The sequence below is a fragment of the Candidatus Pseudomonas phytovorans genome (assembly GCA_029202525.1).
In the GTDB taxonomy this organism is placed as follows: domain Bacteria; phylum Pseudomonadota; class Gammaproteobacteria; order Pseudomonadales; family Pseudomonadaceae; genus Aquipseudomonas; species Aquipseudomonas phytovorans.
Genome location: CP119325.1, coordinates 1782846 through 1809172, shown reverse-complemented (window position 1 = coordinate 1809172; position 26327 = coordinate 1782846). Strand labels below are relative to the sequence as shown.

At 61.7% G+C, this 26327-nt stretch carries 24 protein-coding genes and 1 pseudogene; 17 read left to right on the top strand and 8 right to left on the bottom strand.

Annotated elements, in window-relative coordinates:
* Nucleotides 1–60: 60 nt before the first annotated feature.
* The 6 genes from P0Y58_08045 to P0Y58_08020 all read left to right on the top strand — a co-directional run bounded on the left by P0Y58_08045 (nt 61) and on the right by P0Y58_08020 (nt 3620).
* Nucleotides 61–609, top strand: a complete 549-nt coding sequence (locus P0Y58_08045; GenBank protein ID WEK32139.1) for an Rnf-Nqr domain containing protein — start codon at nt 61–63, stop codon at nt 607–609.
* Entirely contained in the window at nt 606–1580 is a 975-nt protein-coding gene (locus P0Y58_08040) for an RnfABCDGE type electron transport complex subunit D (GenBank protein ID WEK32138.1), read from the top strand. Before P0Y58_08045 ends, P0Y58_08040 begins: the two co-directional genes overlap by 4 nt.
* Nucleotides 1577–2179 (top strand): RnfABCDGE type electron transport complex subunit G, encoded by a 603-nt coding sequence (locus tag P0Y58_08035; protein WEK32137.1) that lies wholly within the window; start codon nt 1577–1579, stop codon nt 2177–2179. Before P0Y58_08040 ends, P0Y58_08035 begins: the two co-directional genes overlap by 4 nt.
* Nucleotides 2172–2696, top strand: a complete 525-nt coding sequence (locus P0Y58_08030; protein WEK32136.1) for an NADH:quinone oxidoreductase — start codon at nt 2172–2174, stop codon at nt 2694–2696. Before P0Y58_08035 ends, P0Y58_08030 begins: the two co-directional genes overlap by 8 nt.
* A 4-nt stretch (nt 2697–2700) precedes the next feature.
* The gene (gene nth, locus P0Y58_08025) at nt 2701–3339 is read left to right on the top strand and encodes an endonuclease III (protein ID WEK32135.1); all 639 of its coding nucleotides are present in this window, start codon (nt 2701–2703) and stop codon (nt 3337–3339) included.
* A 104-nt stretch (nt 3340–3443) separates the two neighbouring features.
* Nucleotides 3444–3620 carry a hypothetical protein gene (locus P0Y58_08020; protein ID WEK32134.1) on the top strand — a complete coding sequence of 59 codons (177 nt, stop codon included), beginning with the start codon at nt 3444–3446 and terminating at the stop codon, nt 3618–3620.
* Nucleotides 3621–3675: 55 nt separating this feature from the next.
* On the opposite strand, the gene P0Y58_08015 is transcribed toward P0Y58_08020, so the two are convergent.
* The gene (locus P0Y58_08015) at nt 3676–4299 is read right to left on the bottom strand and encodes a response regulator transcription factor (GenBank protein WEK32133.1); all 624 of its coding nucleotides are present in this window, start codon (nt 4297–4299) and stop codon (nt 3676–3678) included.
* Between the two features lie 370 nt (nt 4300–4669).
* Between P0Y58_08015 and P0Y58_08010 the strand changes: the two are divergent.
* Nucleotides 4670–5152, top strand: a pseudogene (locus tag P0Y58_08010) (hypothetical protein).
* A 70-nt stretch (nt 5153–5222) separates the two neighbouring features.
* Here P0Y58_08010 and P0Y58_08005 read toward each other — a convergent pair.
* Both P0Y58_08005 and P0Y58_08000 read right to left on the bottom strand, forming a co-directional pair.
* On the bottom strand, nt 5223–6440 hold the full coding sequence (locus tag P0Y58_08005) for an argininosuccinate synthase (protein WEK32132.1): 1218 nt from the start codon (nt 6438–6440) through the stop codon (nt 5223–5225).
* A 147-nt stretch (nt 6441–6587) separates the two neighbouring features.
* Nucleotides 6588–7547, bottom strand: coding sequence for an OmpA family protein (locus P0Y58_08000; protein WEK32131.1), 960 nt, complete (start codon nt 7545–7547; stop codon nt 6588–6590).
* A gap of 129 nt (nt 7548–7676) precedes the next feature.
* Here P0Y58_08000 and pyrC point away from each other — a divergent pair, with 129 nt between their 5' ends.
* Both pyrC and rnt read left to right on the top strand, forming a co-directional pair.
* A complete protein-coding gene (gene pyrC / locus P0Y58_07995) occupies nt 7677–8723 on the top strand; it encodes a dihydroorotase (protein WEK32130.1) in 1047 nt (348 codons plus the stop codon).
* Nucleotides 8720–9394 carry a ribonuclease T gene (rnt, locus tag P0Y58_07990; GenBank protein ID WEK32129.1) on the top strand — a complete coding sequence of 225 codons (675 nt, stop codon included), beginning with the start codon at nt 8720–8722 and terminating at the stop codon, nt 9392–9394. Before pyrC ends, rnt begins: the two co-directional genes overlap by 4 nt.
* Nucleotides 9395–9481: 87 nt before the next feature.
* Here the strand turns inward: rnt and P0Y58_07985 are convergent, their stop codons facing one another.
* Complete coding sequence (locus P0Y58_07985; GenBank protein WEK32128.1) at nt 9482–10084, bottom strand: peroxiredoxin; 603 nt, start codon at nt 10082–10084, stop codon at nt 9482–9484.
* 223 nt (nt 10085–10307) lie between these two features.
* On the opposite strand from P0Y58_07985, the gene P0Y58_07980 reads away from it, so the two are divergent.
* Together P0Y58_07980 and bfr are read left to right on the top strand one after the other, a co-directional pair.
* On the top strand, nt 10308–10526 hold the full coding sequence (locus tag P0Y58_07980) for a bacterioferritin-associated ferredoxin (GenBank protein WEK32127.1): 219 nt from the start codon (nt 10308–10310) through the stop codon (nt 10524–10526).
* 201 nt (nt 10527–10727) lie between these two features.
* Nucleotides 10728–11201: a bacterioferritin gene (gene bfr, locus P0Y58_07975; GenBank protein ID WEK32126.1), complete on the top strand. Its 474-nt coding sequence runs from the start codon at nt 10728–10730 to the stop codon at nt 11199–11201.
* 57 nt (nt 11202–11258) lie between these two features.
* On the opposite strand, the gene grxD is transcribed toward bfr, so the two are convergent.
* Complete coding sequence (grxD, locus tag P0Y58_07970) at nt 11259–11594, bottom strand: Grx4 family monothiol glutaredoxin (protein ID WEK32125.1); 336 nt, start codon at nt 11592–11594, stop codon at nt 11259–11261.
* Nucleotides 11595–11685: 91 nt separating this feature from the next.
* Nucleotides 11686–13794: a molybdopterin-dependent oxidoreductase gene (locus P0Y58_07965; GenBank protein ID WEK32124.1), complete on the bottom strand. Its 2109-nt coding sequence runs from the start codon at nt 13792–13794 to the stop codon at nt 11686–11688.
* Nucleotides 13795–14170: 376 nt separating this feature from the next.
* On the opposite strand from P0Y58_07965, the gene argF reads away from it, so the two are divergent.
* Together argF and P0Y58_07955 are read left to right on the top strand one after the other, a co-directional pair.
* On the top strand, nt 14171–15091 hold the full coding sequence (argF, locus tag P0Y58_07960) for an ornithine carbamoyltransferase (protein WEK32123.1): 921 nt from the start codon (nt 14171–14173) through the stop codon (nt 15089–15091).
* The gene (locus tag P0Y58_07955; protein WEK32122.1) at nt 15088–16197 is read left to right on the top strand and encodes an ABC transporter ATP-binding protein; all 1110 of its coding nucleotides are present in this window, start codon (nt 15088–15090) and stop codon (nt 16195–16197) included. The genes argF and P0Y58_07955 overlap by 4 nt, the downstream gene beginning before the upstream one ends.
* Nucleotides 16198–16235: 38 nt before the next feature.
* Here the strand turns inward: P0Y58_07955 and ybaK are convergent, their stop codons facing one another.
* Complete coding sequence (gene ybaK / locus P0Y58_07950) at nt 16236–16706, bottom strand: Cys-tRNA(Pro) deacylase (GenBank protein ID WEK32121.1); 471 nt, start codon at nt 16704–16706, stop codon at nt 16236–16238.
* Nucleotides 16707–17009: 303 nt separating this feature from the next.
* On the opposite strand from ybaK, the gene P0Y58_07945 reads away from it, so the two are divergent.
* The 4 genes from P0Y58_07945 (at nt 17010) to glpD (ending at nt 21982) form a co-directional block, all read left to right on the top strand.
* Nucleotides 17010–17861 (top strand): aquaporin, encoded by an 852-nt coding sequence (locus tag P0Y58_07945; GenBank protein ID WEK32120.1) that lies wholly within the window; start codon nt 17010–17012, stop codon nt 17859–17861.
* Nucleotides 17862–17912: 51 nt separating this feature from the next.
* Entirely contained in the window at nt 17913–19412 is a 1500-nt protein-coding gene (gene glpK / locus P0Y58_07940; protein WEK32119.1) for a glycerol kinase GlpK, read from the top strand.
* Nucleotides 19413–19513: 101 nt separating this feature from the next.
* Nucleotides 19514–20269 carry a DNA-binding transcriptional repressor GlpR gene (glpR, locus tag P0Y58_07935; GenBank protein WEK32118.1) on the top strand — a complete coding sequence of 252 codons (756 nt, stop codon included), beginning with the start codon at nt 19514–19516 and terminating at the stop codon, nt 20267–20269.
* A gap of 174 nt (nt 20270–20443) precedes the next feature.
* Nucleotides 20444–21982, top strand: coding sequence for a glycerol-3-phosphate dehydrogenase (glpD, locus tag P0Y58_07930; protein WEK32117.1), 1539 nt, complete (start codon nt 20444–20446; stop codon nt 21980–21982).
* A gap of 22 nt (nt 21983–22004) precedes the next feature.
* Here the strand turns inward: glpD and P0Y58_07925 are convergent, their stop codons facing one another.
* Nucleotides 22005–26327 carry an NEL-type E3 ubiquitin ligase domain-containing protein gene (locus P0Y58_07925; GenBank protein WEK32116.1) on the bottom strand — a complete coding sequence of 1441 codons (4323 nt, stop codon included), beginning with the start codon at nt 26325–26327 and terminating at the stop codon, nt 22005–22007.

The window sequence follows — 26327 nt, the reverse complement described above, 5'->3', positions numbered from 1 at the left end:
CAGTTCCTTCTGCGCCTTGATTGCCGGACAATCACCCCCATTCCCGGCTATCGTCTTCTCATGAGCGACTACATCCTGGTCCTGATCAGCGCCGCGCTGGTCAATCACCTGTGCCTGCTACAACCGTCAGCCCCCAGGCTGCAGCTGCATGTGCACGGCCTGGCCTGCGCGCTATGCATTGCGCTGGGCGTGATCGGGGCTCAGTTGCTGGTGCGAGGGGTGCTTGCTCCGCTGCACATTCACGACCTTGCACTGTTCGTGTTATTGCCATGGCTGGCATTGCTCGCATGGGGCGTGCCGTGGCTGCTGGCCAAATGGCGCCCGGCCTGGCCCGTTACGGGGTTGCCAGCCCTGCTCTTGAGCAATGCCGCAGCGCTGGGGCTGGCGCTGCAACAGGCCAACGATGACAGCAGCTGGCCAGCCATACTGCTGCAAGCCCTGCTGGCAGGTGGCGGCTTCTGGCTGGCGCTGGTCTTGCTCACCGACCTGCGCCAGCGCACTGCCCATGCCGACATCCCCGGCGTACTGCGCGGCCTGCCCATCGAATTGATCGGTGCTGGGGTAATGGCCATGGCGTTTTCCGGCTTCAATGGATTGTTTGCCCAATGAGTACTGCCCCCGACCCGCGACTACGCACCAGCATGGGCCTGGTCTTGCTGGCCTGTACACCTGGCCTGCTGGCACTGCTTTGGCTGCACGGCTGGGGTTTTCTGCTGAACCTGTTGCTCTGCACCAGTGGCGCCTTGCTGTGCGAAGGCCTGCTGCTGGCAATGCGTGCGCAACCGCTGAAGCCTGCGCTTAACGACGGCAGCGCACTGGTAACCGCCGTCTTGCTGGCGTGCGCCCTACCCACCCTGGCCCCGTGGTGGTTGCCGGTGGTCGCCACGAGCGTTGCCATCGGCATCGGCAAGCAGGCCTTTGGCGGTGTCGGACGCAACCTGTTCAACCCGGCCATGGTCGGTTATGCCTTCGTGTTGCTGAGTTTTCCGTTGCAGATGAACCATTGGCCAGGGCCTGCACCCGGCCTGCTGGAAAGCCTGCAGCAGGTGTTTGCGGGTGGCGAACACATTGATGCCTGGGCCCGGCCTACGCTGCTCGACGGCCTGCGGCACAACCGCAGCCTCACCATTGACGAGCTGTTCGCCAGTCACCCCGGCTTCGGCAGTATCGGCGGGAGGGGCAGTGAATGGGCCAACCTGGCGTTCCTGGTCGGCGGCCTGTTCCTGCTGCAGCGTAAGGTGATCAGCTGGCATGCGCCTGCGGGCTTGCTGGCAGGGTTGTTCGTGTTCAGCCTGTTGGGCTGGAACGGTTCGGGGTCGGACTCCAACGGCTCACCCTTGCTGCACCTGTTCTCCGGGTCGACCATGCTAGCGGCGTTCTTCATTGCCACCGAGCCCGTCTCCGGCCCCAGAAACGAGTGGGCCAGGCTGTGCTTCGGCTTGGGAGCAGGGCTGCTGATCTACCTGATCCGCACCTGGGGCAATTACCCCGATGGCACGGCATTCGCGATCCTGCTGATGAACCTCATGGTTCCCTGCCTTGAGCGCCTGGCCTTGCAGCGTCAGCAGGCCGCCCGATGAGCCGCCTGGCGCGTGATGCAGGCCTGCTGCTGCTGACTGGGGCACTGGCTGTGTCTGCCACGCTGACGTGGCGACAATGGACCAGTACCGCCATCGCCAGCGCCGAGAAGCAACTGCAAAGCCGCCAGCGACTGGCAGTGCTGCCTGAAGGCAGTTACGACAACCAACCACTGGACACGCCCCTGCCAAGGCCCGCCGCACAGCGGCCAAACAGTCGTATCCTGGCAGCCTACCGGGCCACGCGGGCAGGTGAGCCAACCGCAGTCATCCTGATCACCCAGGCCCAAGGCTACGCCGGGCCTATCGTGCTGAGCATTGCCATCGCCACCGACGGCAGGCTGATCGGCAGCCAAGTGGTTGAGCAACAGGAAAGCCCGGGGCTGGGTGCACGCTTGGGAGACCCGCAGGTGCACTGGCTGGGGCAGTTTGCCAACCGTCAGTTGGGCGACCACTGGGCGCTGAAGCGGGACCAGGGTGACTTTGACCAACTGGCCGGCGCAACCGTGACCTCACGGGCAGTGATCACAGCCTTACAGGAAGCCCTGAGCTATTTCGATGAGCAGCGCAGCATGCTGTTAGAGGGCACCTCGCATGAATAGCGTCTACTGGCTGGCGGCAAGCCTTGTCCCCTTACTGGGCGCCACCGGCACGCTACGCGAGGGCGCCGCCATCAGCTTGTGCGCGATCGTGATGAGCAGCCTGCACCAGCTGTTGCTGGCCCCCTTGCGCCAGCGACTGGCCAGCTGGGCATACGTGTTAGCCAGCCTGCTGTTGCTGGCCGCCCTGGCCAGCTGCCTGCAGCTGGCCCTGCGTGCGTGGCTGCTGCCACTGGCCATTGCCCTTGGCCACTATCCCGCGCTGCTTTGCCTGCCATGCCTGGCCTACGACCACCTGCTTCCCAGCCAGGGTCGCTGGCGCCTGCTCGCCCGGCACCTTGGCGCTGTGCTCGCCATCTGCCTGCTGCTCGGCGCCAGCCGCCAAGGGCTGGCCGAGTTCGCCGGCCTGCACCTGGCCAGCCTGGCCCCCGGCGCGTTGCTACTGCTCGGACTGCTGCTGGCCTTGTACAATCGCCTGCGCCCGGGCTCCGCCCACTCACGTCGTCAAGGAAAGCTCTGATTTCATGAATGCCGCCAAACGCCTGGAGATCTTTCGCAGGCTGCACGAAGACAACCCCGACCCTAAGACCGAACTGGCCTACACCACCCCGTTCGAACTGCTGGTCGCCGTGACGCTGTCTGCGCAATCCACCGACGTCGGCGTCAACAAGGCCACCGCCCGTCTGTTCCCCGTCGCCAATACCCCCGAGGCCATCCATGCCCTGGGCGTTGAAGGCCTGAGCGGGTACATCAAGACCATCGGGCTCTACAACAGCAAGGCCAAGAACGTCATCGAAGCCTGCCGGATGCTGATAGAGCAGCACGGCAGCCAGGTGCCGCAAACGCGCGAAGCCCTGGAAGCGCTGCCCGGCGTCGGCCGCAAAACCGCCAACGTGGTGCTTAACACTGCATTCCGCCAGCCGACCATGGCGGTAGATACCCATATCTTCAGGGTCAGCAACCGCACAGGCATCGCGCCAGGCAAGACGGTGCTGGAGGTGGAGAAGAAACTGGTCAAGTTCGTGCCGAAGGACTACCTGCTCGACGCCCATCACTGGTTGATCCTTCATGGGCGCTATGTATGCCAGGCACGCAAGCCAAGGTGTGGCAGTTGCCGGATCGAAGACTTGTGCGAATACAAGCACAAGACCAGCGACGATTGAGCCGATAGCACAAAACCACTCCCAGCGATTGAAAAAATCTTTTTTACCGGCGCCTGCTTTCTGGTTATAAGGACGGCCAATGGCCCCTTGGCTTGGAGCGACTCATGAGCACCGATAAAGACGACCTGTCGATCGAAGATGATTTTGTTGCCACAGAAGATGAAGCGCAACCCCAGGTGGAAACCGCAAAGACCAACCTGAGCAAACGCCGCACCATCGACAACATGCTGGAAGAACGGCGCTTGCAAAAACAGCTGGCCGATTTCGACTACGATCTGTAGCGCTGCTCTGGAGCCTTGGCAAAGCCCCCCGGCGGGAGGCTTTGCGGCCTGGCGGTCAGTTAAGACCTTGCCGCTGCGCCAGTTCGATCAGGTCAACCAGCGACCGCGCATTAAGCTTGAGTAATAGCCGGGACTTGTAGGTACTGACCGTCTTGTTGCTGAGGAACATGCTTTCGGCAATTTCCTTGTTGGAGCGCCCGCGCGCCAACTGCTGCAACACGGTCATCTCGCGCGCGGAAAGGCGGTTGACCATATCTGCCTCGCTCCCCCCTCCCCTGGCGCGCGACGCATGCAAGGCCTGGTTGGGGAAGTAACTGTAACCCGACAACACAGCCTTGATGGCGCTTAGCAGTTCGGTGAGTTCCTGCTGCTTGCACACGTAACCCGATGCCCCCGCCTGCATGCAGCGCATCGAGAAGTTGCCGGGGGCCTGTGATGTCAGCACCAGCACCTTGCTGCCCGGGCTGAAAGTTGCCATGCGCGCGATCACCTCCAGACCATCCAGCCTGGGGATGCCAATATCGAGCACCACGATGTCCGGCAGGTGTTGCCGTGTGAGTTGCAATGCAGCCACCCCGTTGTCGGTCTCCGCCACGACGTCATACCCATGCCGCTCCATCAGCATGCGCACGGCCAGGCGTATGACCGGATGATCATCCACGATAAGCACTTTATTCATGCGATATCCATTGATTCATTATTTTTGCTTTGGCACGCCACGATAACCGACAGGGCGCCCGATGGCGCGACGAATTCCCGGCGAAACTCATGAGCAGATAAAACCTACATCACTTACAGAAATTTCCTACAAGTTATGGCAACAGTTGTAACAATTGAACTGCTTATTACCAAATTGACGGTATCAGTTGGCTGCAAGTATGTACCAGTTGAAAACGGGCGCTCGCTTGAGGAAAGATCCCATTCAAACAAGGTGAAAATTCACAGCGGGCCGGCTATCTGCCGATTAGTCCTCATCTGGAAATCAATCCAGTCTTTAGTTGAGCCCAACAGTAGGGTAAAGATGGGCAAAACCGCTGGAGACGGCCCAAATGACCCAAGCACAACCTGTCGCCCCGCTGACGATCATTGCCATCTTCGCGGGGATTATCGAAGCCTCCGCCCTTGCTACATTGCCGTTTCTCAGTGAGTCCAGCCAAAAGCTCTAAACCTGGTTTCTGGTGGGCTTCCCATTCTTTCTGACTGCACTGTTCTTCCTGACGCTCAACTTCAACTACAAGTCGTTCTACAGCCCATCACCTGGCAAAACGGCGAACGACAACGCGTTGGCTGCGAACAGCGTGGCCACTGCTGCCATGGCAAACGATGCCCGCAAAGCGGTTCAAGGCGAACCTGTCACGTTCATGTTTTCCGGCCCCGACGCCAACCGCATGATGGAGCAGCAACTGCTGTCTGCACTTGCCCAGCACCCCGTGCCAGCGCGTACCTGGCGCTTTTGCAATCTGGACAGACGGCAATGTGCACAACTGTCGATCAGTGCACTTGAAGACAACGCCATGCACGACGAGCACTGAACACCAAGGTTTGTTTACACCAATAAAAAACCCCGGCCTGAGCCGGGGTTTTTACAACACACGCCAGCAATCAGAGAAGCGAACGGCCCTTGTTGGCAGCGATGCGCATGCGCAGTGCGTTCAGCTTGATAAAGCCGGCAGCGTCCGCCTGGTTGTAGGCGCCGCCATCTTCCTCGAAGGTCGCGATGTTGGCATCGAACAGCGAGTCGTCCGACTGGCGACCGACCACGGTGACGTTGCCCTTGTACAGCTTCAGGCGCACCACGCCATTCACGTTCACCTGCGAGGCGTCGATCATCTGCTGCAGCATCAGACGCTCCGGGCTCCACCAGTAGCCGGTGTAGATCAGGCTGGCGTATTTCGGCATCAGCTCATCTTTCAGGTGAGCGACTTCTCGGTCCAGGGTGATCGACTCGATGGCACGGTGGGCCTTGAGCATGATGGTGCCGCCAGGGGTCTCGTAGCAGCCCCGGGACTTCATGCCGACGTAGCGGTTCTCGACGATGTCGAGACGGCCGATGCCGTTGGCGCCGCCGATACGGTTGAGGTCGGCCAGCACGGTGGCCGGGGACTTCTCGACGCCGTCGATGGCAACGATGTCACCATTGCGGTAGGTCAGCTCGATGTAGGTGGCCTGGTCCGGGGCGTTCTCAGGGGAGACGCTCCATTTCCACATGTCTTCTTCGTGCTCGGTCCAGGTATCTTCCAGGACACCGCCTTCATAGGAGATGTGCAGCAGGTTGGCGTCCATCGAGTACGGCGACTTCTTCTTGCCGTGGCGCTCGATCGGGATGCCATGCTTCTCGGCGTAGTCCATCAGCTTCTCGCGGGACAGCAGGTCCCACTCGCGCCATGGGGCGATGACCTTGACGCCTGGTTTCAGGGCGTAGGCACCCAGTTCGAAACGAACCTGGTCGTTGCCTTTGCCGGTAGCGCCATGGGAAATGGCGTCAGCGCCGGTTTCGTTGGCGATTTCGATCAGGCGCTTGGCGATCAGCGGGCGGGCAATGGAAGTACCCAGCAGGTACTCGCCTTCGTAGACGGTGTTGGCGCGGAACATCGGGAACACGAAATCACGCACGAACTCTTCGCGCAGGTCGTCGATGTAGATCTCTTTCACACCCATTGCCTGTGCCTTGGCACGGGCCGGCTCGACCTCTTCGCCCTGACCCAGGTCAGCGGTGAAGGTCACCACTTCGCAGTTGTAGGTATCCTGCAGCCACTTGAGAATCACCGAAGTATCAAGGCCGCCGGAATACGCCAGTACGACCTTATTTACGTCCGCCATGCCATCACTCCACGGGGTTGTACGGAAAGGGATCGATTCTAACGGCCTTGCGGATAAATTTACAGTGGGGCGACAGCTTCTGACGACAAAGCGACAGGAACTGTCGGAAGGGCGACGGTCGGTGTGGATGGATGGTTAAAGGATGTCTCAGGGCGCCTTCGCCCCCGGCGCGGCAGCAGCCGGGCTGGCGGGGGCTGTGGCCGGAGCAACAGGCGCCGCTGGCTCAACCGGTTTCTCCACGGGTTTCACAACCACGGTAATCTGGTCCAGCTCAATGTTCACCCGGCGATTGCGCGCACGGTTGGCAGCACTGTTGTTCTTCACCAACGGGTACTGCTCGCCATGGAAGCGCACGACAATCTGTTCCTCAGCGACGCCATGGGCCTTGAAGTAATCGGCCACTGCCAGCGCGCGACGGCGCGACAGGTCGCGATTGGTCAGGCGGTTGCCGCTGTTGTCGGAGTGGCCGTCGAGTTCGATGTGGTTCACCGTCGGGTCGGCTTTCATGTAATCCAGGATCACATCCAGCCGTGCACGCGCTGAAGCATCGAGCTCGGTGCCGCCCCCCGGGAACCCGACCTGGATCTGGCGCACCTGGTCGTAATTCATCGGCAGCAGCTTGCCGGCACAGGCCTGGTAGTCGCTGTAAGCCTTGGCGAAGCTGACCGGTAGCACGCGCACTTCCATCGGCCTGCCGGCCTCACCGGTGTAGTTGCGCACCACCGTGCTGCGCCCGTCGAGCAAGCCGTTGATCAGGCGGCTGGCCTGGCCTTGGGAAGAACTGAACAGCACGCCGGTGCGGGCCATGCGCACGCTGCCCAGGTTGATATCACCCCGCCCAGGCTGCCACGGCGCCGCCGCCGCAAGCAGGCTCGCGGTACCTGCACCCAGTACGTTGCTGTCCGAACGCAGCTGGAACACGGGCTGCTCACCCGCCCGGCGCACGAACTCACCGCTGCCGAAACCTTCTATCGGCTGGATCAGTCGGCATTCGAACTGGTCGCCCTCGACCTTCCAGGCGATGTTCTCCATGCGCGTCTGGAAAGTCAGTGCGCCGGCCGGCAGGCTGGCGAACAGGGTCAACAGGGTTAGGTAACGCTGGCGCACGGGCGGCTCCACAATTCTGACGGCTTACCTGCAGGCTATCGGACGCCGTCCGGAAAACTTGATAGCCGTGCTCGCCCCAGGGTTTTCCGGTAGCATTGGGGCTTGAGTTCGACCCGCCTGGAATCCCCAATGTCCGATCGCCTGACCCTCCTGCGCCCCGACGACTGGCACATCCATCTGCGCGATGGTGCCGTCCTGCCCCACACCGTTGGCGACGTGGCGCGCACTTTTGCCCGTGCCATCATCATGCCTAACCTGGTTCCTCCGGTGCGTAATGCCGGCGAGGCTGGCGCCTACCGTGAGCGCATCCTGGCCGCCCGCCCTGCCGGCAGCCGCTTCGAGCCTTTGATGGTGCTGTACCTCACCGACCGCACCAGCCCCGAAGACATCCGCGCGGCCAAGGCCAGCGGCATCGTGTACGCCGCCAAACTGTACCCGGCTGGCGCCACCACCAACTCCGATTCGGGCGTGACCAGCATCGACAACATCTTCCCGGCCATCGAGGCGTTGGCAGAAGTTGGCATGCCACTGTTGGTACATGGCGAAGTGACCCGCAGCGATATCGACGTGTTCGACCGCGAAAAGCGTTTCATCGACGAGCATATGCGCCGTGTGGTCGAGCGTTTCCCGACGCTGAAAGTGGTGTTCGAGCACATCACCACCAGCGATGCCGCGCAGTTCGTCACCGAGGCCCCGGCCAACGTCGGCGCGACCATCACCGCGCAGCACCTGCTGTACAACCGCAACCACATGCTGGTTGGCGGCATTCGCCCGCACTTCTACTGCCTGCCGATCCTCAAGCGCAACACCCACCAGGTGGCGCTGCTGGACGCTGCCACCAGTGGCAACCCGAAGTTCTTCCTGGGCACCGACTCGGCACCGCACGCCCGTCACGCCAAGGAAGCCGCCTGCGGTTGCGCCGGTTGCTACACCGCCTATGCGGCCATCGAGATGTACGCCGAAGCGTTCGAGCAACGTAACGCGCTGGACAAGCTGGAAGGCTTTGCCAGCCTGCACGGCCCGGCGTTCTACGGCCTGCCGGTGAACACCGACACCATCACCCTGGTGCGTGAAGAGTGGACCGCTCCAGACAGCCTGCCGTTTGGCGAGCAGACCGTAATCCCGCTGCGCGCCGGTGAAAAACTGCGCTGGCGCTTGCTGGAGGAAAACGCGTGAGCGAAGACCTTTACGAAGACGACATGGACACCCAGGGCAGCAGCGGTTCGCGCCACCCGATGGCCGAGCGCTTTCGCGGCTACCTGCCGGTAGTGGTGGATGTGGAAACTGGCGGTTTCAACAGCGCCACCGATGCCCTGCTGGAAATTGCCGCAGTCACCATTGGCATGGACGACAAAGGCTTCCTGTTCCCCGAACACACTTACTTCCATCGCGTGGAGCCGTTCGAGGGTGCCAATATCGAACAGGCGGCACTGGAGTTCACCGGCATCAAGCTGGACCACCCGCTGCGCATGGCCGTCAGCGAGGAAAGCGCGCTGACCGACATTTTCCGTGGCATCCGCAAGGCATTGAAGGCCAATGGCTGCAAACGGGCGATCCTGGTCGGCCACAACAGCAGCTTCGACCTGGGGTTCCTCAATGCGGCGGTGGCGCGCAACGACCTGAAGCGCAACCCGTTCCACCCGTTCTCCAGCTTCGACACCGCTACCTTGGCGGGCCTGGCGTATGGCCAGACCGTGTTGGCGCGGGCCTGCCAGAGCGCCGACATCGACTTCGACGGGCGTGAGGCGCATTCGGCGCGTTACGACACCGAGAAGACAGCTGAACTGTTCTGCGGCATCGTCAACCGCTGGAAAGAGATGGGCGGCTGGCGCGACTTCAACGACTGAGTCCGGATCCTGGGAGTGCTCCACACTCCCAGACCCCAGGCACAAAAAAACCGGCCACCAGGGCCGGTTTTTTCATGCACGCAGCAATTACAGCTTGCCGGCGTTCTCGCTCAGGTAGGCAGCAACGCCTTCTGGCGAAGCGTTCATGCCTTTGTCGCCTTTTTTCCAGTTGGCAGGGCAGACTTCGCCGTGCTCTTCGTGGAATTGCAGGGCGTCGACCAGGCGCAGCAGTTCGTCCATGTTACGGCCCAGTGGCAGGTCGTTGATGATCTGCGAACGGACAACACCGTTGGTGTCGATCAGGAAGGCGCCACGGAAGGCCACGCCGCCTTCGGACTCGACGTCGTAGGCTTTGCAGATTTCATGGGTCATGTCGGCAGCCAGGGTGTACTTGACCTGACCGATGCCACCGTTGTTCACCGGGGTGTTACGCCAGGCGTTGTGGGTGAAGTGCGAGTCGATCGAAACGCCGATCACTTCGACGTTGCGCGCCTGGAAGTCCGGAATGCGGTTGTCCAGGGCGATCAGCTCGGACGGGCAGACGAAGGTGAAGTCCAGCGGGTAGAAGAACACCAGGCCGTACTTGCCCTTGATGGCCGAAGCCAGGTTGAAGCTGTCGACGATCTCGCCATTGCCCAGCACGGCCGGAACGGTGAAATCGGGGGCTTTCTTACCAACGAGTACGCTCATTGTAATCTCCTGATGAGGGTGAAAAACCGTTTGCCGGGCCAGACGGCTAGCCCGACATCCAACAAAGGCCGCCCATCATACACGGCTTCTGATGACAGGCCGAATCCCTCGACAAAGCAACCACCGGTCGCTCAAACACAGCCCTTCCAGAAAGTATTTTGACAAGCATTCTCATTAACATTAAGCTCCAATCCATCGACTCAACCAGCGATGGTCAGCCCTTATGTATGTGTGTCTTTGTGTCGGCGTCACCGACGGACAGATCCGCGATGCGATCTATGAAGGATGCTGCAGTTACAAGGAAGTGCGAGCCGCGACGAATGTCGCCAGCCAGTGTGGCAAATGTGCCTGCCTGGCCAAGCAAGTGGTCCGGGAGACCCTGACCGAGCTTCAGGTCAGCCAGGCAGCCCTGCCCTATCCCGTAGAATTTACTGCGGCCTGAACACCCCTATTTTGAAGAACCGGACCCTGTGTCCGGTTTTTTTATGCCTTAAATTCAATAAGTTAGCCCCGCAACGCGGTTCACAAACATTCTTATTCCTATTAATTTTCACTTATTATTCAACAACTTAGGTTTGACACTCCTAAGTATCGGGCTCAAACTTCACTGTATTGGCACACTTCTACAGGGCAGGAACCCGCAATGAAAGGCGACGTAAGCGTCATCCAGCATCTCAACAAGATCCTCGGAAACGAGCTGGTCGCGATCAACCAGTACTTCCTGCACGCACGTATGTACGAAGATTGGGGCCTGAACAAACTCGGCAAGCTCGAGTACAAGGAATCCATCCACGCGATGAAAGACGCTGACAAACTGATCAAGCGTATTCTCTTCCTCGAAGGCATTCCGAACGTTCAGGAGCTGGGCAAGCTGATGATCGGCGAGCACACCAAGGAAATGCTCGAGTGTGATCTGAAGCTCGAGAAGAAAGCCCTGGCAGACCTCAAGGCGGCCATTGCGCATTGCGAAACGGCTGGCGACTTCGGCTCGCGTGACATGCTTGAAGATATTCTCGAGTCCGAGGAAGAGCACATCGACTGGCTGGAAACCCAACTGGGGCTGATCGACAAGATCACTATCGAGAATTACCTGCAGTCGCAGATGGGCGAAGAGTAATTATTCGCCGCATAAAAAAACCCGCGATCAGCGGGTTTTTTTATGCTTGCCGAAAGATCAGGCTTCGGAAGCCTTGGCTTTGGCAGCAGCGTCCTTGATCAGGGTCTGCAGCTCGCCGTTCTGGAACATTTCCAGCATGATATCGCTACCGCCAACCAGCTCACCGGCTACCCACAGCTGCGGGAAGGTCGGCCAGTTGGCATACTTTGGCAGGTTGGCGCGGATTTCCGGGTTCTGCAGGATGTCGACGTAGGCGAACTTCTCGCCACAACCCATCACAGCTTGCGATGCCTTGGCCGAGAACCCGCATTGCGGGGCATTCGGCGAGCCTTTCATGTAAAGCAGAATGGTGTTGTTGGCAATCTGCTCTTTGATCGTTTCGATGATATCCATGTAGCACCTCGGCTGAACTTTGCGACGCTGTCGTCGGCACGGTGGCGCATTGTAACGGAAAGCCGAGCAGCGTGCTCGGCCTTACTATTCCTTACGCGGCCTCCACCTGCACGGGCACGCCATTGAGCGCAGCGTTGCCGGACACCGAGTCCCGCAAGCATTCGTCGGTCAAGTCGTTGGCGCTCACGCCAGGTTGCGCCTGGGCGATCTGCAGGTGCACGCCCGGGCGACCATGGCCGAAGCCATGGGGCAGGCTGACCACACCGGGCATCATGTCCTCACAGGCTTGCACCTCGACTTCCAGAGCCCCCGTGCGCGAGCGGATACGCACCCGCTGGCCGTCCTGCAACTGCCGCTGTTGCAAGTCTTGCGGGTGCATCAACAACTGATGCCGTGGCTTGCCTTTCACCAGCCGATGGGAATTGTGCATCCACGAGTTGTTGCTGCGCACATGGCGACGACCGATCAGCAGCAATTCGCCCGGTGCCGGAGGTACCAGTTGCGCCACGCGGTGCAGGTCGTCCAGCAACACCTGGGGTGCCGCCTCCACCGTCTTGCTGGCAGTCGCCAGGCGCGCAGCGAGGTTGCTGCGCAATGGCCCGAGGTCGAGGCCGTGCGGATGGTCATCGAGTGTTGCCAATGAAAGCCGCCAAGGCGTTGTTTCGCCATAGCGCCCCTTGCGCAAGGCCAGGTCGATCATCTGCGCAGGTGCCAAGGTGGGTTTCAATTCAAGCTCGGCACGCCTGGCAAAAGCCTGGGCCAGACCGACGAAGATTTCCCAGTCATGCAGTGCCCCGTCCGGCCTGGGCAGGATCGACCGGTTGAAACGCGTGACGTTGCGCACCGCCAGCAAGTTGAAGGTGCTGTCGTAATGGTCGTTTTCCAGCGCCCAGGTGGACGGCAGGATCAGGTCGGCATGCCGGGTGGTTTCGTTGATATAGAGGTCGATGCTGAGCATGAACTCCAGGCCTTCCAGTGCCGCATCCAGCTGGCGCCCGTTAGGCGTGGACAGCACCGGGTTGCCGGCCACGGTCACCAAGGCGCGCACCTGCCCTTCGCCAGGGGTCAGCATCTCCTCGGCCAAGGCCGCCACGGGCAGCTCGCCGCCGTACTCGGGCAAGCCCGACACCCGGCTCTGCCAGGCGTTGAAATGGCCGCCGGAGGTGGTGGCCACCAAGTCGACTGCAGGCTCGGTGCACAACGCGCCGCCTTCACGGTCGAGGTTGCCGGTTACCAGGTTGATCAGTTGCACCAGCCAGTGGCAGAGGGTACCGAAGGCTTGGGTGGAGACGCCCATGCGGCCATAGCACACTGCCTTGCCTGCTGCGGCGAAGTCCCGTGCCAACTGGCGGATGTGCGTTGGGGCAATGCCGCAGTGGCGGCTCATGGCTTCGGCACTGAGCGGTGCAAGGGCTTCGCGCACCTGCTGCAGGCCATTGATCGGCAAGTGCGAACCTTGCGCCAGGCCCTCCTCGAACAGGGTGCTGAGCAAGCCGCACAACAAGGCGGCATCGCCACCAGGGCGGATAAACAGATGGCTATCGGCGATGGCTGCCGTTTCGCTGCGCCGAGGGTCCACCACCACCAGGCGCCCGCCCCGCCCACGCAGGGCCTTCAGGCGCTTTTCCACATCTGGCACGGTCATGATGCTGCCGTTGGAAGCCAGAGGGTTACCGCCAAGAATCAGCATGAAGTCGGTTTGGTCGATGTCAGGGATCGGCATTAGCAGGCCATGGCCATACATCAGGTGGCTGACCAGATGTTGCGGCAACTGGTCCACAGAAGTGGCAGAGAAGCGGTTGCGGGTCTTGAGCAATCCCAGAAAGTAGTTGCTGTGGGTCATCAAGCCGTAGTTGTGCACGCTGGGGTTGCCTTGATAGACCGCCACAGCATTACGCCCATGAGTTTGCTGGACCGCCCACAATTTGTCGGCGGCAAAGGCAAAGGCCTCGTCCCAGCCGATGGCCTGCCAATCCTCGCCTACGCGCTTGTGTGGCTGGCGCAGGCGGTCCGGGTCGTTCTGGATATCTTGCAGGGCCACGGCCTTGGGGCAGACATGGCCACGGCTGAACGGGTCCTGGGGGTCGCCTTTGATCGAGCTGATCAGCGGCCGCACGTCGTCCTCATGGCTGACTTCGATATTAAGCCCGCAGATCGCTTCGCACAGGTGACAGGCACGGTGATGCAGGGTCTTGGTCATGGCCGCCTCTGCCTTGTTGTTGTCGAACACTGACTATGCGCCCGGCCCCTGCCCCAGGCCAGCGCGCTTCGCCGCGTGAATCCACCGACATCAGGCCCACGATTTGCGACAGCCATTTGCCAAATTGCCAGCAAGCCGTGTACAACCTCCTGTAGCAAATAAAAAACAGCACAGGCCACTGGGTGAAGACACCCTTTGCAACACCCTTTGCAATCAGGCCGCTGTTTCCCCCCTTGGCTTCAGGCGACATTTACTTATAGTATTGCGCCTTTCCCTATTTTCGTCCGCCCCGTGCGGCTTACGCCGCAGGTCACTCCCGTTGTCAAAAAAAACCATACGGTCGACCTGCATACCGTTGCAGATAAGGTAGTCAATCATGAGCGCTAGGCACTTTCTCTCCCTGCTGGACTTCACCACCGACGAATTGCTCGGGGTGATCCGCCGCGGCATCGAGCTGAAGGACCTGCGCAAACGAGGCGTGCTGTTCGAGCCCCTGAAGAGCCGCGTGCTGGGCATGATCTTCGAGAAATCCTCGACCCGTACCCGCGTGTCGTTCGAGGCCGGTATGATCCAGCTTGGCGGCCAGGCCATCTTCCTGTCGCCGCGCGACACCCAACTGGGGCGTGGCGAGCCGATCGGTGACAGCGCGATCGTGCTGTCGAGCATGCTCGATGTGGTGATGATTCGTACCCACGCCCACAGCACCCTGACCGAGTTCGCCGCCAAATCGCGCGTGCCGGTGATCAACGGCCTGTCCGACGAGTCGCACCCGTGCCAACTGCTGGCCGACATGCAGACCTTCCTCGAGCACCGCGGCTCGATCCAGGGCAAAACCGTGACCTGGATCGGCGATGGCTTCAACATGTGCAACTCCTATATCGAGGCCGCCAGGCAGTTCGATTTCCAGCTGCGCATCGCCTGCCCCGAAGGCTACGAGCCGGATCAGCGCTTCATGGCGCTGGGCGGTGACCGCGTGCAGATCATCCGCGATGCCAAGGAAGCGGTGCGTGACGCACACCTTGTGGTCACCGATGTCTGGACTTCCATGGGCCAAGAGGAGGAAACTGCACGGCGCCTGGCGCATTTCGCGCCTTACCAGGTTACCCGCGAACTGCTCGACCTGGCGGCACCCGATGTCCTCTTCATGCACTGCCTGCCCGCCCACCGTGGCGAGGAAATCAGCCAGGACCTGCTCGACGACCCACGGTCGGTCGCCTGGGACGAGGCTGAAAACCGCCTGCATGCACAGAAGGCGCTTCTCGAATTCCTTGTAGAACCGGCTTACCACCACGCATGAGTCAACCCCTACTGCTCAACCTGCGCAACCTCGCCTGCGGCTACGGCGACCAGCGCATCGTCCAGAACCTCAACCTGCACCTGAACGCAGGCGACATCGGTTGCCTGCTGGGCTCATCCGGTTGCGGGAAAACCACCACCCTGCGCGCGATTGCCGGTTTCGAACCGGTGCACGAAGGCGAGATCCAGCTGGCCGGCGAGGTCATTTCCCGCGCCGGCTTCACCCTGGCCCCGGAAAAGCGCCGCATCGGCATGGTATTCCAGGACTACGCGCTGTTCCCGCACCTGACCGTGGCGCAGAACATTGCCTTCGGTATCGCCAAGCATCCACGCCAGGCCGCCGTCATCGAAGAGATGCTCGAACTGGTCAAGCTGGGCGGCCTGGGCGGGCGTTACCCGCACGAGCTGTCTGGCGGCCAGCAGCAACGGGTCGCCCTGGCCCGCGCACTGGCGCCTGAACCGCAGCTGCTGCTGCTCGACGAGCCGTTCTCCAACCTTGACGTAGAGCTGCGCCGGCGCCTGAGCCATGAGGTTCGCGATATCCTCAAGAGCCGTGGCACCAGCGCCATCCTGGTGACCCATGACCAGGAAGAAGCCTTTGCCGTCAGCGATCAGGTCGGTGTGTTCAAGGAAGGCCGGCTGGAGCAGTGGGACACGCCCTACAACCTTTACCACGAACCGCAAACGCCCTTCGTGGCCAGCTTCATTGGCCAGGGGTACTTCATCCGGGGGCAGATGAGCAGCCACGAGGCGGTCAATACCGAGCTGGGCGAACTGCGCGGTAACCGTGCCTACATCATGGCGCCCGGCAGTTCGGTAGACGTGCTGCTGCGCCCCGACGATATCGTGCATGCACCAGGCAGCGCGCTGCAGGCGAACATCGTCGGCAAGAGCTTCCTGGGGGCATCGACCCTGTACCGCCTGCAACTGCCGACCGGCAGCCAGCTGGAGGCGATCTTCCCGAGCCATAACGACCATCAGGTCGGTGAAGATGTGGGGATTGCGGTGAAGGCCGATCACCTGGTGCTGTTCCCGGTGCCGGGCAGTGTGGCGGCGCAATTGCCGCGGCAGGAGAATGGTGTTCGCCGGTACAGTTCGGCGACCTGATTCTGCATCCATGGGGCCGCTTTGCGGCCCCAGCAATCTCAGCCCCGGCCGATCCCGGCAAATTTGCCTTGGGTGTGCTCGGCCAGCACCGCCGCCGCCAGCTCCACTTCCAGCCCACGCCGTCCGGCACTGACATGAATGGTTGCAAAGTTCTGCGCTGACTCGTCAATGAACGTACGCAGCCGCTTCTTCTGCCCCAGCGGGCTGATCCCACCCACCAGATAACCTGTAGCCCGCTGCGCCGCCGCCGGGTCCGCCATCTCGCATTTCTTTACCCCGGCAGCATGAGCCAGGGCCTTGAGGTCGAGAGTGCCCACCACAGGCACCACTGCCACCAGCAACTCGCCCTTCTCGCTGCTCGCCAGCAAGGTCTTGAACACCTGCTGCGGGTCGAGCCCGAGCTTTTCCGCCGCCTCCAGACCGTAGGACGCCGACTTGGGGTCATGCTCATAACTGTGCACACGGTGCTCGGCGCGATGCTTCTTCAACAGGTCTAGGGCGGGGGTCATGCAAGTGCTCCGGTCTGGGACGGCTCGGCGGCTACTTTAGGACAATTCCCACAGCGCAGCCAGCGCACCGCAATCGCGCACCTCTAGTACGGGGATCCGCCGCTGATTTCAGCGACCATTTCGTGACTGGTCGTTCACTTTCGACCTTTGACATCAGCGTTTCTTGTCTATATTTTTTCGCTTCTGAACAAATGGCGCACTTTTAAGGTGCGTTTCCTGTACTTGCCTGGGGTCAATGGGGATCGACACCGGGCTTTGCTGTCGAGCGCCACGCGCCTCACAACAAAAACAACGAGGTCATACATGACGACTGCTCTACGCCAACCCACGCTATCCAGCCAATGCCTGGCCGAATTTATCGGCACTGCCCTGCTCATCTTCTTCGGCACCGGTTGTGTCGCCGCGCTCAAGGTTGCCGGCGCCAGCTTCGGCCTGTGGGAGATCAGCATCATCTGGGGCGTCGGCGTGAGCATGGCGATCTACCTCACCGCCGGCATTTCCGGCGCGCACCTGAACCCGGCGGTGAGCATCGCCCTCACCCTGTTCGCCGGTTTCGACAAGCGCAAGCTGCCGTTCTACATGCTCGCCCAGGTCTGCGGCGCATTCTGCGGTGCGGCGCTGGTCTACACCCTGTACAGCAACCTGTTCTTCGATTTCGAACAGGCCCATGCCATGTTGCGCGGTAGCGAAGCCAGCCTGGAGCTGGCCTCGGTGTTCTCAACCTACCCACACCCGTCACTGTCCACCGGCCAGGCGTTTCTGGTCGAGGTCGTCATCACTGCTATCCTGATGGCCGTGATCATGGCCCTGACCGACGACAACAACGGCCTGCCACGCGGCGCCATGGCCCCGCTGCTGATCGGCCTGCTGATCGCGGTGATCGGCAGCGCCATGGGCCCACTGACCGGCTTTGCCATGAACCCTGCCCGCGATTTCGGGCCAAAACTCATGACCTTCCTGGCCGGCTGGGGTGAAATCGCCTTCACGGGCGGCCGAGACATACCGTATTTCCTGGTTCCGGTGTTTGCACCGATCCTTGGCGCCTGCCTGGGTGCGGCGACCTATCGCGGCCTGATTGCCCGCAACCTGCCAGTAGCAGCTGCCGCGAACCCTGAGACAAATGACAATCGCCAGGGCGATACTCAAGCCAATTGATGCCGGCAACCCGCCCAGCCCTGACCTCCTATTCTTGCAAGGCCTACGACCATGACAGACACCCAGGACAAGCACTACATCATCGCCCTGGACCAGGGCACCACCAGTTCGCGTGCCATCATTTTCGACCGCGACGCCAATGTGGTGGGCACCTCCCAGCGCGAGTTCGCCCAGCACTATCCGCAGGCGGGCTGGGTCGAGCACGACCCGATGGAAATCTTCGCCACGCAGAGCGCGACCATGGTCGAGGCCTTGGCCCAGGCCGGCATCAGTCATGCCCAGGTAGCCGCAATCGGGATCACCAACCAACGCGAAACCACCGTGGTGTGGGACAAGGAAACCGGCCGCCCGGTTTACAACGCCATCGTCTGGCAGTGCCGCCGTAGCACCGAGATCTGCGCCCAGCTCAAGCGTGACGGCCATGAAGACTATATTCGCGAAACCACCGGCCTGGTCACCGACCCTTACTTCTCGGGCACCAAGCTGAAGTGGATCCTCGACAACGTCGAGGGCGCCCGTGAACGCGCCGAGCGTGGCGAACTGTTGTTCGGCACCATCGATACCTGGCTGATCTGGAAGTTCTCGGGCGGCAAGGTGCATGTCACCGACTACACCAATGCCTCGCGCACGCTGATGTTCAACATCCATAGCCTGGAGTGGGACGACAAGCTGCTGGAAATCCTCGGCATCCCGCGGCAGATGCTGCCTGAGGTTCGTTCTTCTTCCGAAGTATATGGCCAGACCAAAAGCGGCATCGACATCGCCGGTATCGCAGGTGACCAACAGTCGGCATTGTTCGGCCAGATGTGCGTGGAGCCGGGCCAGGCCAAGAACACCTACGGCACCGGCTGCTTCCTGCTGATGAACACCGGCGAACAGGCAGTGAAGTCGTCCCACGGCCTGCTCACTACCATCGCTTGCGGCCCGCGTGGTGAAGTGGCCTATGCGCTGGAAGGCGCGGTGTTCAACGGTGGTTCCACTGTGCAGTGGCTGCGTGACGAACTGAAGATCGTCAATGACGCCCTGGATACCGAATACTTCGCCAGCAAGGTCAAGGACAGCAACGGCGTCTACCTGGTGCCGGCGTTCACCGGCCTGGGTGCACCGTACTGGGACCCCTATGCCCGTGGGGCGCTGTTTGGCCTGACCCGGGGTGTGAAGGTGGACCACATCATCCGCGCCGCACTGGAGTCGATCGCCTACCAGACCCGCGACGTGCTCGATGCCATGCAGCAGGACTGCGGCCAGCGCCTGTCCGAACTGCGTGTGGACGGTGGCGCGGTGGCCAACAACTTCCTCATGCAGTTCCAGGCCGATATCCTCGGTACGTGCGTAGAGCGCCCGCAAATGCGCGAAACCACAGCCCTGGGCGCTGCTTACCTGGCCGGCCTGGCCTGCGGTTTCTGGAGCGGGCTGGACGAACTGCGCGACAAGGCAATCATCGAGCGCGAGTTCAGCCCACAACTGGATGAAACGCAAAAAGAGAAGCTGTATGCCGGCTGGAAGAAAGCCGTCGAACGTACCCGTGACTGGGAAGATCACGAGGCGTAAAGCACATCGGGGCCGCAACGCGGCCCCAATCGTCCACTGGCCGTCATCCCCTTCCTACGGCATCATTGCAGAATTTGTCCGGCTGCCCCAAAGGACCGCCCATGAATCTGCCCCCCCGCCAACAACAAATCCTCGAACTGGTGCGCGAGCGCGGTTACGTCAGTATCGAAGAAATGGCGCAGCTGTTCGTCGTGACTCCGCAGACTATCCGTCGAGATATCAACCAGCTTGCCGAGCTCAACCTGCTTCGCCGTTACCACGGTGGCGCAGCGTATGACTCGAGCATCGAGAACACTGCCTACGCCATGCGTGCCGACCAGATGCGCGATGAAAAGCAACGCATCGCCGACGCCGTGGCGCAGCAGATTCCCGACCATGCTTCGGTGTTCATCAACATTGGTACCACCACCGAATCCATCGCCCGTGCACTGCTCAACCACAGCCACCTGAAGGTCATCACCAACAACTTGCACGTGGCTGCGATCCTGGCCGCCAAGGACGATTTCGAAGTGCTGGTAGCGGGTGGCACGGTGCGCCGCGACGGTGGTGTAGTGGGCCAGGCCAGCGTCGACTTCATCAACCAGTTCAAGGTCGATTTCGCCCTGGTGGGGATCAGCGGTATCGACGAGGACGGCAGCCTGCTCGATTTCGACTACCAGGAAGTGCGGGTATCCCAGGCGATCATCGCCAATGCCCGGCAAGTGATTCTCGCCGCCGACTCCAGCAAGTTCGGGCGCAATGCCATGGTACGCCTGGGCTCCATCAGCCTGGTCGACTGCCTGGTGACCGACCAGGCGCCCACCCCCACCCTCACCGAGTTGCTCAATCAGTACAAGATACGCCTTGACGTGGTTTGAGCAGCAAATGGGCCGTCCGGCGGCCCGTGATTTTCGATAATGTTCACTTTATTGTCATCCGATCAGTTTTTTCTATAAAGACTGACTGGCTACCCGCCTTCTGTTGCGCTAATATTTTCGGAAACGAACATCGATGTTCATATTCGATGCGAACAGCCTCAGGAGGCCTTGCCCGTGTCCCAGCCCGTTTCGTCCCAGCCACCACTCGCCGACTGCTATGACCTCGCCGTGATCGGCGGCGGCATCAATGGCGTGGGCATCGCTGCCGACGCCGCGGGTCGTGGCCTGAAGGTTTTCCTTTGCGAAAAGGACGATCTGGCCCAACACACTTCGTCGGCCAGCAGCAAGCTGATCCACGGTGGCCTGCGCTACCTGGAGCATTACGAGTTCCGTCTGGTCCGTGAAGCCCTGGCCGAGCGAGAAGTGTTGCTGGCCAAGGCCCCGCACATCGTCAAACCGATGCGCTTCGTGCTGCCACACCGCCCGCACCTGCGCCCGGCCTGGATGATTCGCGCCGGCCTGTTCCTGTACGACCACCTGGGCAAGCGCAAGCGCCTGGGTGCCTCGCGAAGCCTGCGCTTTGGCCCGGGGTACCCGCTCAAACCTTCGATCACCCGTGGCTTTGAGTACGCTGACTGCGCCGTCGACGACGCCCGCCTGGTGGTGCTCAACGCCATGACCGCCCGTGAGCACGGCGCGCACCTCCACACCCGCACCCGCTGCTTGCGCGCCGAGCGTATCGACGGCCTGTGGCGGGTCGAACTGCAACATGCCGATGGCACTTTGCAGACCATTCAGGCCCGCGCACTGGTTAATGCTGCCGGTCCCTGGGTCGCCAGTTTCATCAAGGACGACCTCAAGCTCGACGCCCCGTATGGCATCCGCCTGATCCAGGGCAGTCACTTGATCGTGCCGCGCCTGTATGAAGGCGACCACGCCTATATCCTGCAGAACGAGGACCAGCGCATCGTCTTCTGCATCCCCTACCTGGAGCGTTTTACCCTGATCGGCACTACCGACCGCGAATACAGCGGCGACCCGGCCAAGGTTGCAATCACCGAGCAAGAAACCGACTACCTGCTAAACGTAGTCAACGCGCATTTCAATCAACCGCTGAGCCGTAGCGACATCCTGCACACGTACTCCGGTGTTCGCCCTCTGTGTAACGATGAGTCGGATAACCCATCCGCCGTTACCCGTGACTACACCCTGGCGCTGTCTGCTGGCGACAGCCAGGCGCCGTTGCTGTCGGTGTTCGGTGGCAAGCTGACCACCTACCGCAAGCTGGCTGAGTCGGCGATGGCTGAACTGAAGCCGTTCTTCCCGCAGATGCGCGGAAGCTGGACGGCCACAGCGCCCCTGCCAGGTGGCGAGAACATGACCACTGTGCAGGCATTGACCGATGCGGTACAGGCACGCTGTGGCTGGCTTCCAGTGGATATCGCCAAACGTTGGGTACTGGCTTACGGTAGCCGCGTGTGGCGCCTGCTCGACGGCGTCCACGGCCCCGAGGACCTGGGCCAGGCGATCGGCGCGGGGCTCTTCGCCCGTGAGGTCGATTATCTGATGCAGGAAGAATGGGCCGAACACGCCGATGACATTCTTTGGCGTCGTGGCAAACTCGGCTTGTCGATGACTGCACAGGAGCAACAGGTACTGCTGGACTACCTGCAACGCGCCAGCAAGGCGCGCGCAGACAGCCGCGCCGCCTGACTGCCCCCGCGACCGGGAAGCCTCAGAGGTTGTTGGGCAACCACCGCTGCCAGGCTTCCCGTGCCAAACGTGCAATCAATGCACGTTCAGCCTGCTCGTAATCGACCTTCAACGCCTGGCAGCGCTGCAGGTACTGCCACTCATCGATCACGTTTTCGTCCGCCTGAGCCTGCAGCGAATCCAGACGCGTCTGCAATGGCTGCAGCGTTTCTTCAAAGCGCTGCGCGTAGGCCTCACGGGCATGGTGCTCCCAGAATGGACGTTGTGCCAGCGAGGCAATCAACGTATCGGCATTCTCTGCCTCCAGCACCTGATCCTGAACCTGTAACAGGTCACGTGACGTAACATTGGCGAAGCCTGGGTAGTGCATGTCATCACTCTCGACTGGCAAGCCGAGTGAACGTGACAGCCGCAGGCGATAGAACAGCCGTACCTCAATTTCGTCGACCAGCACAAGGTGCTCGGCATGCATGCGCTGAATGTGCAACATGGCAAGCCGGTCGACCTCATCCAGACGGTACAAGCCACGCGCCAGGCCGAGCAGGCGGGCTTCCCGCTGCGCAGGCAGCGCGTCCTCCAGCGCACGCTCCACCGTCACACCCAGTTCCAGCTGCTCAAGCAGGAACAGCATCCTGTCTTCACACGTGCGTGGGCCAGACACCTCCAGGAAAAGCCGCTGGCGCAACTGCTCGTGGTGCCGGCAGGCCTCCATTATCCGCCAGATCCGGGTTCGGTAATGCCCGGGGTGACGCTCGAAATCATCCGCGCTGGCGAAGTCGGCAAGAAAGCGGAACAGGCCGATGGACTGAGGTTCCTGCCGCAGGTCCTGCCAGATATCCAGTTGGCGATCGCGCTCGGCACCCGTCACCATGCCAGCCCAGGTATCGAACAGCTCGTCCGTAAGCGGCTGATGCCGCACAGCAGACGAACCACGCTGCCCTGCCGTTACGCCACGGGCTTCGTCCAGCAAGGCCTCATCGGCTTCGCCCAACGGGTTGTCATGCAACGACATCTGGCCTATCTGCAGGCGCAACTGACGCAGCTCATGGCGCAGTTCACGGATGCGGTTGTTGCGCAGATCGACAGTGGCGCGAAATGAAACCCGATCAGGAAAATCCGAAAGGCCGACCCACCGCAAGTTGACTTCACGCAGGTTGGCAAGGCGGGTCAGAACCGGGGCACGGCCCAGCGGATTATGGCTCAGGTCCAGTTGCTGCAGTGAATCAAGCCGGGTCAAGCGCAGTTCTCCAGGGTCGTCCAGCACCACCCTGTTACCTTGCAGGTGCAACCGGCGCAGCTGCTGCATCTGTTCGATCCCCTGGGGGACCGTGGTCAACCGGTTGCCGGAGAGGTCCAGCTCCACAAGGTTGGGAAAGCGCTGGAGAAAGTCAGAGGAGATTTCCCGCAGCCCCAGGTCACGCAGCACCAGGCGCCGTACATGGTCATAGCGTACACCCGGTGGCAAGTCAGGCAGGCTGCCGACACGCTCACCGTCGATCACCAGCACATAGTCACCTGCCAGATCGGTGATCTTGCGCCGCCAGCAGCGTCGCAATGCAGTGGCAACCCTTCGGCGACGCATTGCCTCCAGCGGGTTTCCCGTGTCACGGCGCCACTGCTGAAGGCTGCCACGTAAAGCCGCCAGTTGGTCCCTGAGTTGGCTGTAATGCTCCCACAAGCCCACCCTCCGGCTCATCAGCTCCAGCAGATAGGCGTCCAGCTCGCCCTCTTCCAAGGCGGGGAAAATTTGATGAATACCTTGGGCGATAGCCCTTCGGCTACTGCCTTGGCCACCGCTCAGGGTGTAGCCGAGGCGCCCGTCACCTAGCCGGCGCGGTGGGCGCAGCCCTTCGCCCTGGCGCACCATGCCGCAGAGCTCGGCTGCCTGCGTACGGTTCTGCGATGCAGCCTCGGCCAAACGTTCGCCCAAGGCGGCGGGCGTGACTATCGCATCACCCAGTGCCGACTTCTGCTCATCGCTCAAGGTGGCCAGCAGGGCTTGCATGAATGACCCCGATACCGGTGGCTCGACAACCCTGTATTCACTGCCGGTGCGCAGGATGCAGCGCACATGCCCGGCGCTGTCACCGCCTGCACTGGCCAGCACTCGCCCGTTGGAGCTGGTTTCGCGCAGCTCGACCCGCAGGCTGTCAGGCCAGGTATTCAGGCGCGCAAGCAAACCCAGCGCCAAGCGCTCGGTATCGGCGTTGACACAACGCGGCAGTCGCAACCCAGCGCAAGCCTTGTCCAGCCGGCTCTCGTGCAAAATCCAGCGCGCACGCTCCGCCACGGCCAAAGGTATGCGCCGCTGCTCGCCCATCATGTCGAGCTGCGCGCCCGTACTTTGCTGCAGCACTTCCTGCGTGGCCCGCGTCGACAAACCTGGAAACGCACGCTGCAACAACCGTTCGCTGGCATTGGGTTGCGTTTGCCGCGCCGCTACATGCTGCGCCACGGCTGGCGCGCCCAGGTCGGGATGCAGGTCGTGCACCTGCTTGAGTTCCAGGGCATCCAGCAAACGCGCGGGGGCTGCCACGCTTTCCACATGCAGGCGGCGCAGCTGCGCCTCGCTGAGCCCGGTCACCTCAAGCAGATACTCACAGGTAGCATCCGGGAGATCAGCCAGCCGCGCACTGAAGCGGCGCACCAGGTTCGCTGGCCCGCTCCAGCGCTGAGGCGCTTCCAGCTCATGCCGCCACCCGCCACTGCCATTGGCCTCGATCAACGGCTGATAAGCGCTGGAGCGTCCAGGATGCTGAATTCTGGACGCCCCCTCTTTCGGCACATCGATGACCCGATAGTGGCGCTCATCCACATGCCACAACCATTCACTTCCCCCCGAACCACGCCTGGGCTCAGCGTGGTAACCGGGCAGGTCCGCTGCCATCAACCGGGTGTGGCCAGCCGATGCCTGCACCGGCACCAGTTCATCGACGAAGGCAACGCGCTTCAGTGCCCCCAGGCCAAGCTGACTGCCCTTGGTGATCAAAGCCCCGACCACCACGTTCTCGGCAACGTTGAAAAGGTGATCCATTGCCCCTTCACGATCGCCGATACGCCAATCCTGATAGCCTTCGTAAACCTCGTCGGCAATCTGCAGCACATTGGCCACGATCATCACCTCGCCAAGGCCCGGCACAAAAAAGCCCGCCAGGTTCAGCGCGTTCAGGCCCAGTTCGAGGTAGCCCTGCAGCCGTGCATTGCGGTCTTCTTCGTCTTCGACGCCGGTGGGCACTGCGAGCACCTTGGCATCGTCGATACGCTTGTCCACGTATTGCTTGCGCAGGTACTCGAAGATTGGCATGGCGATGGGTGCGTCCCTGACATCAAGCTCCACGCCGGAGGCCGGAGCCTGATGGACGCGCGCTGCCAGCACCCGGTAGAAGTTGATACGGTCGCGCTCGGCGATGAAGCGCGTAAAGAACCTGCGGTAGGCCGGGTCGAGAAAACGCAGACCCAGGCAGCGGTTCAGCGCAGCCCAACTGGCATGGCAGGACACGGGGGTTTGTGGATCGCCTGGTATCCAGAGGATCACCGCCTCCACAGGCTGGTCAGGCGCGGGCCGCACCTCCAGGGTCAAAACCCCGAAGATGCGCCGCCCCATCAGATACAGCTGACGCGGCACCACGCAGGCTTCAAGTGCGGGCACCACCGGCTGCTCGGCCATGATCGGCAGCGTCAGCAGGTAGGCGCGCTCATCAAGGTCACGTTTCAGCACCGCCATCCGCACGGCGACCTCGAAATTGTTACGAAAACCTTCCTGAATCAGCGTATTCAGCCGCGTGACTGCTTCCCCCTGCGCCTCACCTGACGCACTCGGCGGCTCGAGGTGTTGTTTTAACGCTTCCTGGTAACGGCGGCCAGCATCCACTTCCCGGCACATTCCGGCAAAAGCCTCCAGGCCCAGCGGCAGGCCACGACCGTGACGATCCACCAGATCGCCCTTGCGGTGCAGCGCAGGCCGCGTTTCGCTGCGGTGAAAGTTGTGCAGCGCAGCTTCCAGCAATGAGCACTTGGAGCGTCGTGTGAACATGGGTTGCGGCAGCGCAGGCGAACCGGTCGGCAGCACCACGCGTTGGGAGATCCGCACTTTACTCCCGCGCACATCCGGGTGGGCTATGCCCGCCCTGCGCAGTGCGTCTTCAAGCAAGCCTGCGACGAAGGTATCCAAGGGTGGTATAGCGCCCAGCACCCGCTCCAGACTGCGCGTATGGTTCACCTGCCGGCGTAGTGCCCGACGCAATGCCCGAAGCCGGTCTGGAGTGGCATGGTTGACCAGCCAGCCTGGCACACGCTGGGCGATCAGGCTGTCGACGGAGTCGGGGTTGGCTTGAGCATCTGTCAT